This window comes from Mycolicibacterium chlorophenolicum, assembly GCF_001044235.1.
GTDB lineage: Bacteria > Actinomycetota > Actinomycetes > Mycobacteriales > Mycobacteriaceae > Mycobacterium > Mycobacterium chlorophenolicum.
Map to the genome: position 1 here is coordinate 24,736 of NZ_JYNL01000030.1, position 11,729 is coordinate 36,464.

Sequence of the window (11,729 nt, forward strand, 5' to 3'; positions counted from 1 at the left end):
GGAGAAACGCGGCCGCCCGGACTTGTCGGTCCGTGTCGATACCGTGCGCTCGACTGCGATGAGAGGCGGGTGCGATGGCACACGAACAACCACCGGGCGAGGGCCCCGGTCCGGTCGACACGGAGACCGTGACGATCGACTGCGACGACTGCGCGGTGCGGGGACCCGGCTGTCAGGACTGCGTCGTCAGCGTTCTGCTCGGCGTGCCCGAAACTTTGCTGGTCGATGAGCGTCGCGCCCTGGAAGTCCTGGCCGAAGTGGGCCTGGCGCCGCGATTGCGGTTGGTTCCGATCCACCGGCACGGCAGCTCGGGGGTTGCCTGAAGACACGCGGCGTCACCCGTGTCCCACGCACCACAGGAGCAACTGTTAAATTTGCGTCTCCTGTTGGACAAGGCCGATGCCGTTTCGTAACCTGTCTGAGACCTAAGAGAGTTCGAGACGGCTTGTTACGGCAGTTGAAGGACGCATAAACCTTGACGCTCGACCGCGCGCACCGGAGTTCCAGCCGTTCCCGGCGACCCGTCATCAGTGCACTGGCCTTCTTGGTCATGCTCGGCGCCGTCTTCGCCGGACCGGGTCATGCCGATCCGGCCGACGATGCGCTGACCAAGCTGAACGAGCTGTCCCGTCAGGCAGAACAGACGACGGAGGCGATGCATTCCGCGCAGCTCGACCTCAACAAGAAGCTGGAGATCCAGCAGGCCGCGGAGGTCAAGCACACCAACGACGTCGCGGCCGTCGATGCGGCCAAGGCGCAGCTGGCCGACTTCCAGCGCAAAGTCGACACCCTCGCCGCCGCCCAGTACATGGGGGGCCGGCCCTCGGGCTTCCAGGCGATGCTCACCGCGTCCTCGCCGCAGGGCCTGATCGACCAGCTCTCGATCCAGCGGACGATGGCCCACGAGATGTCGGCGCAGATGAGCCGTTTCCTCGAGGTCGGCAAGCAGACCCAGGCCGCCGAGCAGGCCTCGGCCGCGTCGGCGTCGGAGGCCAAGACCGCCGCCGAGCAGGCCGCCGCGGTGCGCGCCGATCTGCAGTCCAAGCAGAGCCAGCTGCAGGTGCAGATCGCGATCGTGAAGTCCCGCTACGACGCGTTGACCCCGCCGCAGCGCGAGGCGCTCGCCGCGATGCCGCCCGCCCCGCCGGCGCCCGTCGCCGCGCCCGCCCCGCCGCCGCCCGGCCAGGATCCGGCCGTGCTGGCCGCCCCGCCCGCACCTCCTGCGCCCGGCGCGATCCCGCCCGGTGACATCGCCCCGCCCGGGTCCCCGGAAGCCACCACCGTCATCCAGGCTGCACTGAGCCGGATCGGATCCCCGTACTCGTGGGGCGCCGCGGGCCCCGGCGCCTTCGACTGCTCGGGTCTGGTGATGTGGTCCTTCCAACAGGCCGGCATCTCGCTGCCGCACTCCAGCCAGGCGCTCGCCGCCGGTGGCCAGCCGGTCTCGCGCGACCAGATGCAGCCCGGCGACCTCGTCACCTACTACTCCGACGCCTCGCACGTGGGCATCTACATCGGTGACGGAATGATGGTGCATGCGTCCACCTACGGCACGCCCGTGCGAGTCGCCCCTGTGGACAATGCGCCCATCTACAACATTCGCCGGTACTGACCGGGCCCGGACCCGGCGCCGCCTCGGTGCCGTGCTGGGCACCGAACTGGTCTGCGCTGCTCTGCTGATCAGTGGTCCGCTGCCGGGAACCCCGGTCGGGCCTGCGGTCGCGGCACCGTCACCCACCACCGGCACGGCTGCACCGAGCGGCGCGCCGCTGCGTACGGTGACCACCCCCGGCGGCCGGACCGCGAAGCTGATCGATCTCGGCGGCGGCGCCGGCGCACTGCTCGACCGGCTGACCGCCGAACTCCCCGGGGCCGAGTCGGCCGTCAGCGGCTTCTGGGGGCCGCAGTGGCCGCGGGAGATCCCGATCGTGGTGGCAGGTTCGGCGGAGCAGTTCGCCGTGCTGGCCGGTGCGGGCGCCGACACCGCCGCGACCACCACCTCCGAGCGCATCACGTTCTCGCCGGAAGCAGCCGCGATGAATCCCGCCGATCTGCGAATCGTGTTGCGCCACGAGCTTTTTCATTACGCCGCGCGCGCCGGCACCGCGGCCGACGCCCCGGTCTGGCTGACCGAGGGCGTCGCCGACTTCGTCGGCCGCCCCGCCCCGGGCGCGCCGGTCGCGGAGCCGGAGCGCCTGCCCACCGACGCCGAGCTGGCCACCCCCGGCCCGCAGCGCTCGGCCGCATACGACCGGGCATGGGAGTTCGCGACGTTCGTCGCGCAGACCCGCGGCGTCGACCGGCTGCGCGCGCTGTACGTCGCCGCGTGCGGGCCCGGACATCCCGATGCCGCCACCGCGGTGCGCGACGTGCTCGGAATCGACCTGCCCGCATGAGCCGTGTCCTGCTGGTCACCAACGACTACCCGCCGCGCCGCGGCGGCATCCAGTCCTACCTGGAGGCACTCGTCGACCACCTCCTCGGATCCGCCGATTCGGGGGTCGACGCGCTGACGGTGTACGCCCCGACCTGGAAGGGCGCCGAGGACTACGACGCCGTGGCGGCCACGTCCGGCTACGACGTGGTCCGGCATCCGACGACGCTGATGCTGCCCGAGCCCGCGGTCGCGATGCGGATGCGGCGGCTGATCCGCGAGCGCGACATCGACACCGTCTGGTTCGGCGCCGCCGCGCCGCTCGCGTTGATGGCGCCGCTGGCGCGGGCGGCCGGGGCGCGCCGCGTCATCGCGAGCACCCACGGTCACGAGGTGGGCTGGTCGATGGTGCCGCTGGCACGAACGGCGTTGCGCCGCATCGGCAATGACACCGACGTCGTGACCTACATCAGTTCCTACACCCGGCGCCGGTTCGCGTCGGCGTTCGGTGCCCGCGCGGCCCTCGAACACGTTCCGCCGGGCGTCGACGTCGAGCGCTTCACGCCCAACGAGGTGGCGCGCGCCGAGCTGCGCGCCCGCTACCGGCTCGGTGAGCGGCCGGTGGTGGTCTGCGTGTCGCGACTGGTGCCGCGCAAAGGCCAGGACATGCTGATCCGCGCGCTGCCCGCGATCCGCGAGCGGGTGCCCGGGACGGCGCTGGTGATCGTCGGCGGGGGCCCCTACCGCACCTCACTGCAGCGGCTGGCCTACACCTTCGGGGTGTCCGAGCACGTGCTGTTCACCGGCGGTGTGCCCGGCGAGGAACTGCCCGACCACCACGCGATGGCCGACGTGTTCGCGATGCCGTGCCGCACCCGCGGCGCCGGTCTGGACGTCGAGGGCCTCGGCATCGTCTACCTGGAGGCCTCGGCGTCCGGCGTGCCCGTGGTGGCCGGCCGCTCCGGAGGCGCGCCGGAGACCGTCCTCGACGGAGAGACCGGCCTCGTCGTCGACGGCTGGGACGTCGGGGCGGTCGCCGCGGCGGTCGGCGATCTGCTCGCCGACCCGCAGCGTGCGGCGGCGATGGGCGCCGCCGGCCGGCAGTGGGCCGTCGACCACTGGCAGTGGAGCATGCAGGCCCAACGGCTGGCCCGGCTGCTCTAGCGGTCAGTCCTTCTCGTAAAGGGCTTCGATCTCGGCGGCGAACTTGTCGGCGACCACCTTGCGCTTGACCTTCAGCGTCGGTGTCAGCTCACCGGTCAGCACGGTGAAATCGCACGGCAGGATGCGGAACTTGCGGATCGCCTCGGCCTTCGAGACCGCCTGATTGGCGTTCTTGACCGCCAGGTCGATCTCGGCGAGAAGATCCGGATCCTCCGCGAGGTCGCCCACCGAGGCGCCCGCGGCCTTGCCGTGGTGCTGTTTCCACACCTCGAACGACTCGGGGTCGATCGCGATCAGCGCCGCGATGAACGGTTTGGCGTCGCCGACCGCCATCGCCTGGCTGATCAGCGGGTGCGCCCGCAGCTGGTCCTCGAGCACGGCGGGGGCGACGTTCTTACCGCCCGCGGTCACGATGATCTCCTTCTTGCGGCCGACGATCGACAGGAAGCCGTCCGCGTCGACGCTGCCGAGGTCACCGGTGTGGAACCAGCCGTCGACGATCGCCTCCGCGGTGGCGGTCTCGTTGTGCCAGTAGCCGTTGAACACCACCCCGCCGCGCACCAGCAGCTCTCCGTCGGACGCGATCGCCATGTTGTTGCCCGGGAGCAGCTTCCCGACGGTGCCCACCTTGAGCTCGCCGATCCGGTTGGCCGTGATCGCCGCGCTGGTCTCGGTCAGGCCGTAGCCCTCGTAGATGGTCAGGCCGATGCCGCGGTAGAAGTGGCCGAGGCGCGCGCCCAGCGGGGCGCCGCCCGAGATCGACGCCCGGCAGTTGCCGCCGGTGGCGGCCCGCAGCTTCGTGTAGACCAGCCGGTCGAACACCGCGTGCGTGACGCGCTGCAGCAGGCTGGGGCCGCCGCTGTCCTGGGCCTTGCTCCAGTCGATCGCCGCCTGGGCGGCCATCGCGAAGATCTTGCCCTTGCCGCTGTCCTGGGCGTTGAGTTCGGCGGTGTTGTAGACCTTTTCGAACACGCGGGGCACCGACACGATGACCGTCGGCTTGAACAGCCCGAACATCGGCACCAGGTTCTTGATGTCGCTGGTGTAGCCAATCGTCACCCCGTTGGCGAACGCCGTCATCGACAGCGCCCGCGCCAGCACGTGGGCCAGCGGCAGGAACACCAGCAGCCGCTCACCCTTGCGCAGCAGGCTGGGGAAGCAGTGGGTGGCCCCGCGGGTCTCGTGGAGCAGGTTGGAGTGGGTGAGCTGGCAGCCCTTGGGCCGGCCGGTGGTGCCGGAGGTGTAGATCAGCGTGGCGGGATCGCCGGACCGGATACCGGCCAGCCGCCGGTCCACCTCGGCCGGGTCGGTCGAAGCGCCGGCCTCGGTCAGCGCGTCTAGCGCCGACGGCGCCGCAGACTCGATGACCGCCACCTTGCGCAGCGCCGGCAGTTCGTCCTGCAGCTCCTTGACCATCAGTGCGTGCGCCTCGATCTCGACGAACGCGAGCACCGCCCCGGAGTCCTCCAGCACCCAGCGCACCTGCTCGGGGGAGGACGTCTCGTAGATCGGCACGGTGACCGCGCCGATGGACAGGATCGCGTAGTCCAAGATCACCCACTCGTAGCGGGTCGCCGACAGCAGCGCCACCCGGTCGCCGGGCTGCACGCCCTCGGCGATCAGACCCCGGGCGGCCGACCGGATCTGCTCGGCGGCCTGCCGGCAGGTCACGTCGACCCAGACGCCGTCGACCAGCCGCTGGAAGATCACGTGGTCGGGGTTCTCCCGCTCGTGGGAGTAGACGACGGAGGCGACGTTGTCCTGATCCCCGACGGTGAAGGTTGCCGGAACGGTGTACTCACGCACGATGATGGCCCTCTCGCTGTACCGGCCGCATTGGCCCTGTACAGCGTAGTCGCCCCGGCTCGGCGCACGTCGGAGCATGTGTGAAGCTAGTCAGTCATGTACAGCATCCAGATCGCCGACGAGACGTTCGTCGCGGCGGACCCCGCAGCGGTGGGCGCCGCGGTCGCCGATCCCGCCAGTTGGGCGCGCTGGTGGCCGGATCTGCGGCTGACCGTGGTCGAGGACCGCAAGGAGCTCGGCCAGCGCTGGACGGTGACGGGCGCGCTGACGGGCACCATGGAGATCTGGCTGGAGAAGGTGCTCGACGGGGTGGTACTGCACTATTTCGTGCACGCCGAGCCGTCCGGAGCGGCCGCGTGGCAGCTGGCGAAGATGAACCTGGCCGCGATGAATCACCGCCGCCGCGTCGCCGGCAAGGACATGGCCTTCGAGATCAAGCAGAAGCTCGAGGCGGGCCGTCCGGTCGGCGTGTCGCGGTTGGCCTAGACGATCCCGGCCATACCCGTCGACGGGAGGGTAGATTCGCCGCCATCGGCGGGGCACTCGAGGGTCGGGGACGGCACAAAGTCGGCACCGAGATGGCACGTAAAGGACTGGGGAAGGCTTCAGTGGCGGACAAGACGGCACAGACCATATACATCGACGCCGACCCTGCGACGGTGATGGACGTCATCGCCGACATCGGCTCCTACCCGGATTGGGTCAAGGAGTACAAGGAGGCCGAGGTCCTCGAGGCCGACGACCAGGGTTACCCGAAGGTGGCGCGGCTCGTACTCGACGCCGCGGTGCTCAAGGACGCCATGGTGCTGGCCTACCAGTGGCCCACCGACCACGAGTCGGTGACCTGGTCGCTGGTGTCCAGCACGCTGCTCAAGTCACTTGACGGCGCATATCGGTTGGCGCCCAAGGGATCCGGCACCGATGTGACCTACGAGCTGTCGGTGGATCTGTTGATCCCGATGATCGGGCTGCTCAAACGCAAGGCCGAGCGGCGACTGACGGACACGGCGTTGAAGGATCTCAAGAAACGAGTCGAGGCTGACTGAGCGCGCAGCCGCCGCCGACGCGTCCGGGGTGACCCGGATCAGTCTGTTCGTCGGCAAGGGCGGCGTGGGGAAGTCGACGCTGGCGACCGCGACGGCCGTGCGCGCAGCGCGTAGCGGGCTGCGTGTGTTGATCGTGTCCACCGATCAGGCGCACTCGACCGGCGATGTGCTCGGCGTGACGATCACGCCGACGGGGGAGCGCGCGCCGACCCGCGTGCTGGCCGACCTCGACACCGCCGACGCCGGCGGCGGCGTCCTCGACGCGCTGGCCCTGGACACCCTGGCTCTACTGGCCGCGCACTGGCGCGACACCGCCGGCCTGCTCGCCGACAGGTTTCCCGAATCGGACATGAGTGATCTTGCGCCCGAAGAACTCTCGGCGTTTCCCGGGGTGCAGGAGGTGCTCGGTCTGCACGAGGTCGCCGAGCTCGCCGGCTCGGGGCGCTGGGATCTGCTCGTCGTCGACTGCGCGTCGACCGCCGACGCGATGCGCATGCTCACCCTGCCCGCCACGTTCGGGCTGTACCTGGAGCGGGCCTGGCCGCGCCATCGGCGGCTGTCCACGTTCGACGATCCGAAGTCTGCGGCGGTGGTCACCCTCCTCGAGCGGATCGGCGCGGGCACCGAACGGCTCGGCACGCTGCTGACCGACGGGACGCGCGTCGCCGCGCACCTGGTGATGACGCCGGAGCGGGTGGTCGCCGCCGAAGCCGTCCGCACCCTGGGGTCGCTGGCCCTGATGGGCGTGCGCGTCGCGGAGTTGATCGTGAATCAGGTCCTGGTGCAGGACGATTCGTTCGAGTACCGCAACCTGCCCGAGCACCCGGCGTTCGACTGGTACGCCGAGCGGATCGGCGAACAGCGATCGGTGCTCGACGAGCTGGACCGGGTGATCGGCGACGTGGCGCTGGTCATGGTGCCGCATCTGGCCGGTGAGCCGATCGGCCCCAAGGCGCTCGGGGAGTTGCTCGACAGCGCCCGTCGACGCGACGGCTCGCCACCGCCGGGTCCGCTGCGGCCGGTGGTGGACCGCGAATCGGGCACCGGGCTGGAAGCGGTGTACCGGCTGCGGGTGGATCTGCCTCAGGTGGATTCCACGGCGCTGTCGTTGGGTAGGGTCGACGATGACCTGATCATCGGCGTCGGCGGTATGCGGCGCCGGGTGCGTCTGGCGTCGGTGCTGAGGAGATGCACCGTCGTGGACGCTCAACTCCGCGGCACCGCGCTGACGGTGCGTTTCCGACCGAATCCGGAGGTGTGGCCGGCATGAGTGGCTCCCACCCTGATCCCGGCCCGGAATTGCGCGCCCTGGCGCAGACCCTGCTGGACCGCCTCGAGCCTGCGATCAGGTTCGCGGCCGCGCGGGCGCAGAGCGCGGCCGACAACCCGGGTAAGTGCCAGCAGGTGTGGTGCCCGGTGTGCGCGCTCGCGGCGATGGTCTCCGGCGAACAGCACCCGCTGCTGTCCGTGGTGGCTGAGCACAGCGTGGCGCTGCTGGCCGTGGTCAAGGCAATCGTCAACGATGTCGACGGCGGCGGGAGCGCGACACCGCCGCCGGAGCCCGGCGGTCCGCCTCCCGAGGGCCCGCCGCCGCCCGGGCGCTACCAGCACATTCCCGTGACGGTCGAGGAGTAGGGCTGCGCTGTGGTCGTTCCCACAATGCGTGGGTAAGGTTGGCGCAGAGCATCGCGGTGGGATGAACCGGAGGGTCCATGTGGTATTGGCTGTTCAAGTTCGTCTTCATGGGACCCTTGCTGACCCTGTTGGGCCGGCCGAAAGTCGAAGGCTTGGAGAACGTTCCGGCTTCCGGTGCGGTGATCCTGGCCAGTAACCACCTGGCCGTCGCGGACAGTTTCTACCTGCCGCTGGTCGTGAGCAGGCGCATCACGTTCCTGGCCAAAGCCGAGTACTTCACCGGCACCGGCCTCAAGGGCTGGTTCACCCGGTGGTTCTACACGGTCGCCGGGCAGGTCCCCATCGACCGCACCGACGCCGACAGCGCCCAGAGCGCACTGACCACCGCCCAGCGCATCCTCGGTCAGGGCAAGCTGCTGGGCATGTACCCCGAGGGCACCCGCTCGCCCGACGGCCGTCTGTACAAGGGCAAGACCGGTCTGGCCCGCCTCGCCCTCGAGACCCAGGTGCCGGTCATTCCCGTCGCGATGATCGGAACCGACGTCGTGAACCCGCCCGGCAGCAAGATGTGGAAGTTCGGCCGGGTGACGGTCAAGTTCGGCGCGCCGATGGACTTCAGCCGGTTCGAAGGCCTCGCCGGGAACCGCTTCATCGAGCGCGCGGTCATCGACGAGGTGATGTACGAGCTGATGAGCCTGTCGGGCCAGGAGTATGTCGACCTCTACGCGGCCGACATCAAAGAGGGAAAAGGTGAGGCGGCCGTGAAGCCGCCGACCCGGCTCCCCGAGGCTGCGGCCGGCTAGCCCTCGCGCTTCGAACCGGCATCGGGACGAATCCGACTGCTGCACGCGTCGAGTGAGAAGCAGCGGTTGTGAACTCGCCTCGATCGCAGCCGGGAATGCGCTTCCGCGGCTGATTCAGGGCTGGGCCGCCTAGGCCTGGACGGCGTCGACGGCCGGGACGGCCGGGGACACCCGGCGCCGTGGCGTGCCGGCGCTGACCGTTCCGGCGACAACGATCGCCGCCAGCGCCCACCACAGATACGACGCCCCCGCGAGCTGCCGCCACAGCGAGGCCGTCGTCTCGCGGTGCTCGGGCAGCAGCGTGATCGGCGTCCACACCATGAGCGGCAATCCGACCGCGAACACCGCGGCCAGGCCGGCATGCCGCAACCGCACCGCCAGCACGGCCGTCGTCACCATGGCCGGCAGCGTCCACACCCAGTGGTGCGACCACGACACGGGCGACACGACCAGGCCGAACATCGCCACACAGACCAGCGCCAGCACCGGCTGGTCGGCGCGCAGCGCCCGGCGCACCGCCCACACCGTCAGGGCCAGCACCGCGAAGCACGCCACCGTCCACAGCACGAACCGCACGTCGTCGCCCAGGCCCAGCCGGGCCAGCGCCCCGGCGATGTTCTGATTGGTGTTCAGCGTGGCGGTGCCGATGCGGTCGGTGTTGCGCACCGTCTCGGTCCAGTACTCCCACGAGTCACGCCACGCGAACGCGAAGCCCACCAGCGTGGCCACCGCCGCCGAGGCCACCGTCACCAGCAGTGCGCGGGTGTCGCGACGCAGCAGGAAGTACAGCAGGAACACCGCGGGGGTCAGCTTGAGCGCGATCGCCAGGCCCAGCAGCATGCCCCGCGGCCACGGGGTCCGCCGCGGCACGCAGTCGGCGATCACCAGCGTCATCAGCACGACGTTGATCTGGCCGAAGTCGAAGTTCGCGCGGATCGGCTCGAGATAGACCACCGCCGGTGCCACGATCGCCGCGGCCAGCCAGGCCCGACGGACCCAGGCCGGCTCGCCGGTGACGTGCGTGGTCGGCCAGACGTCGAGCCGGGTCAGCAGGATCGTCGTCGACACGACCAGCAGCACGAGCGTGGTCGCCGTGATGGCCACGCTCGCCGCTTCCAGCGACAGCAGCGCGAACGGTGAGAACACGACCGCCGCCAGCGGGGGATAGGTGAATGGCAGGTCCAGTCCGCCGCGCGTGTGGAACATCGCGCCGTCGGCGTAGAGCGGACGGCCGTCGAGCCACGCCCGCCCGCCCATCCGGTAGACGTCGATGTCGATGCGGTAGGGAACGTGCCCCAGCAACCGCCACGCCACCGTGGCCAGCGCCGCCACCGTCAGCAGCTGGAACAGCCGCCAGGCGAGCGCTGGCCACCATCCGGCCCTGCCGGGCGACCGCAACGTCCTCATGTCGCCGACCAGACTATCGGGGCGCACCGGCGCGCCTGCGCGTAACCACGCCTCGACACGCGCAGGTCGGCGCGAGTTTTGACGTAAGTTCTCCTGGTGCACCCGACCCTGGACTTCGACCTGGGGTTGCCCGACGGCATCCCGTACTCCCGGCTACCGCTGGTGTGTTGCCTGGTCGCGTTCATCCTGACGTTCTCCGTCACTCGCACGATCGTCCGTTACATCCGCAGCCACGCCGACAGCGACGCGCCCCGCAAGTGGTGGCAGCCCCGCAACATCTCCGCGGGCGGGGGACTGCACATCCACCACGTCGTGATCGGCGTGATCTTGGTCATGGTCTCCGGGGTGACGATGGTGACGCTGGCGGTCGACGGAGGGGTACCCGAGTTCACGGCCGCGTCCATCGTGTTCGGCATCGGGGCGGCGCTGGTTCTCGACGAGTTCGCACTGATCCTGCACCTGTCCGACGTGTACTGGTCCGAGGACGGCCGGGCTTCGGTGGACGCGGTGTTCGTCGCCGTCGCGGTGGCGGGGCTGCTGATCCTGGGGTTCAATCCGCTGTCGTTCTTCGACGTCAGCATCTGGCGCAGCGACCAATCGCTGGCCGCGCGGGCCACCGTGGTGGGCTTCGCGGTCCTGACGCTGGCGCTGGCGGTCGTCGTGCTGCTCAAGGGAAAGGTCTGGACCGGGTTGGTCGGCATGTTCATCACCCCGCTGCTGTTCGTGGGCGCCATCCGGTTGTCCCGCCCCCATGCGCCCTGGGCGCGGTGGCGGTACACGAACCGGCCCCGCAAGATGCATCGGGCGCTGGAACGGGAACGCTGGCTGCGCCGGCCGGTGGTGCAGGCCAAGCTGTGGCTGCAGGACGCCATCTCCGGGATGCCGAAATTCCCCGACGACGCGCTGGTCGACCAGGAACTCGACCGCGAGATCCACGCCGCGCCGGCGCCCCAGCCGCGCGATGAGGCCAGCCAGGAAGTCGCCTAGCTTGCGGTACTTCTACGACACCGAGTTCATCGACAACGGGCGCACCATCGAGCTGATCTCCATCGGCGTGGCCGCCGAGGACGGTCGGGAGTACTACGCGATCTCCACCGAGTTCGACCCGGAGCGGGCGGGCCGGTGGGTGCGCAAGAACGTGCTGCCCAAACTGCCCTCACCGGCGTCGAAGCTGTGGCGTTCGCGCCGGCAGATCCGCTCGGAGCTGGAGGATTTCTTCGGCGTCGACGGCGACGAGCCGATCGAGCTGTGGGCCTGGGTGGGCGCCTATGACCACGTGGTGCTGTGCCAGCTGTGGGGTCCGATGACCGATCTGCCGCCCGCGATGCCGCGGTTCACCCGTGAGTTGCGCCAGTTCTGGGAGGACCACGGGTGTCCGCGGATGCCCCCGCGGCCGCGGGACGCGCACGACGCGCTCGTCGACGCCAAGCACAACCTGGTGCGCTACCAGCTCATCACCGGCGAAAAGTGGTTTTGACCCGCCGTTACCATGGG

13 protein-coding genes are annotated in these 11,729 nt (G+C 70.1%); 11 read left to right on the forward strand and 2 right to left on the reverse strand.

What is annotated here, in order from left to right; all coding sequences use genetic code 11:
• The first annotated feature begins 74 nt into the window (after window positions 1-74).
• The 4 genes from MCHLDSM_RS14875 (at window position 75) to MCHLDSM_RS14890 (ending at window position 3,538) form a co-directional block, all read left to right on the forward strand.
• Window positions 75-323, forward strand: coding sequence for a hypothetical protein (locus MCHLDSM_RS14875; RefSeq protein WP_048470801.1), 249 nt, complete (start codon window positions 75-77; stop codon window positions 321-323).
• A gap of 152 nt (window positions 324-475) precedes the next feature.
• The gene (gene ripC / locus MCHLDSM_RS14880; protein ID WP_048470802.1) at window positions 476-1,612 is read left to right on the forward strand and encodes a peptidoglycan hydrolase RipC; all 1,137 of its coding nucleotides are present in this window, start codon (window positions 476-478) and stop codon (window positions 1,610-1,612) included.
• Window positions 1,581-2,396, forward strand: a complete 816-nt coding sequence (locus MCHLDSM_RS14885) for a peptidase (protein WP_048470803.1) — start codon at window positions 1,581-1,583, stop codon at window positions 2,394-2,396. The genes ripC and MCHLDSM_RS14885 overlap by 32 nt, the downstream gene beginning before the upstream one ends.
• Window positions 2,393-3,538 (forward strand): glycosyltransferase family 4 protein, encoded by a 1,146-nt coding sequence (locus tag MCHLDSM_RS14890; RefSeq protein ID WP_048470804.1) that lies wholly within the window; start codon window positions 2,393-2,395, stop codon window positions 3,536-3,538. The genes MCHLDSM_RS14885 and MCHLDSM_RS14890 overlap by 4 nt, the downstream gene beginning before the upstream one ends.
• 3 nt (window positions 3,539-3,541) lie before the next feature.
• Here MCHLDSM_RS14890 and MCHLDSM_RS14895 read toward each other — a convergent pair whose 3' ends face one another.
• Window positions 3,542-5,344 (reverse strand): AMP-dependent synthetase/ligase, encoded by a 1,803-nt coding sequence (locus MCHLDSM_RS14895; RefSeq protein WP_048471122.1) that lies wholly within the window; start codon window positions 5,342-5,344, stop codon window positions 3,542-3,544.
• A 96-nt stretch (window positions 5,345-5,440) separates the two neighbouring features.
• Between MCHLDSM_RS14895 and MCHLDSM_RS14900 the strand changes: the two genes are divergently transcribed.
• The 5 genes from MCHLDSM_RS14900 (at window position 5,441) to MCHLDSM_RS14920 (ending at window position 8,828) form a co-directional block, all read left to right on the forward strand.
• A complete protein-coding gene (locus MCHLDSM_RS14900) occupies window positions 5,441-5,830 on the forward strand; it encodes a polyketide cyclase / dehydrase and lipid transport (protein ID WP_048416220.1) in 390 nt (129 codons plus the stop codon).
• A gap of 122 nt (window positions 5,831-5,952) precedes the next feature.
• The gene (locus MCHLDSM_RS14905) at window positions 5,953-6,390 is read left to right on the forward strand and encodes an SRPBCC family protein (protein WP_048470805.1); all 438 of its coding nucleotides are present in this window, start codon (window positions 5,953-5,955) and stop codon (window positions 6,388-6,390) included.
• A 28-nt stretch (window positions 6,391-6,418) separates the two neighbouring features.
• Entirely contained in the window at window positions 6,419-7,660 is a 1,242-nt protein-coding gene (locus tag MCHLDSM_RS14910; protein ID WP_082168896.1) for an ArsA family ATPase, read from the forward strand.
• On the forward strand, window positions 7,657-8,025 hold the full coding sequence (locus MCHLDSM_RS14915) for a hypothetical protein (protein WP_048471124.1): 369 nt from the start codon (window positions 7,657-7,659) through the stop codon (window positions 8,023-8,025). The genes MCHLDSM_RS14910 and MCHLDSM_RS14915 overlap by 4 nt, the downstream gene beginning before the upstream one ends.
• Before the next feature lie 77 nt (window positions 8,026-8,102).
• Window positions 8,103-8,828 carry a lysophospholipid acyltransferase family protein gene (locus MCHLDSM_RS14920; protein ID WP_048416222.1) on the forward strand — a complete coding sequence of 242 codons (726 nt, stop codon included), beginning with the start codon at window positions 8,103-8,105 and terminating at the stop codon, window positions 8,826-8,828.
• A gap of 129 nt (window positions 8,829-8,957) precedes the next feature.
• Here the strand turns inward: MCHLDSM_RS14920 and MCHLDSM_RS14925 are convergent, their stop codons facing one another.
• Entirely contained in the window at window positions 8,958-10,235 is a 1,278-nt protein-coding gene (locus MCHLDSM_RS14925; protein WP_048470806.1) for a glycosyltransferase 87 family protein, read from the reverse strand.
• Between the two features lie 96 nt (window positions 10,236-10,331).
• Between MCHLDSM_RS14925 and MCHLDSM_RS14930 the strand changes: the two genes are divergently transcribed.
• Window positions 10,332-11,222, forward strand: a complete 891-nt coding sequence (locus tag MCHLDSM_RS14930; protein WP_048416223.1) for a hypothetical protein — start codon at window positions 10,332-10,334, stop codon at window positions 11,220-11,222.
• A gap of 1 nt (window position 11,223) precedes the next feature.
• Window positions 11,224-11,712, forward strand: a complete 489-nt coding sequence (locus MCHLDSM_RS14935) for a polyadenylate-specific 3'-exoribonuclease AS (protein WP_048470807.1) — start codon at window positions 11,224-11,226, stop codon at window positions 11,710-11,712.
• The last annotated feature ends 17 nt before the right edge of the window (window positions 11,713-11,729 follow it).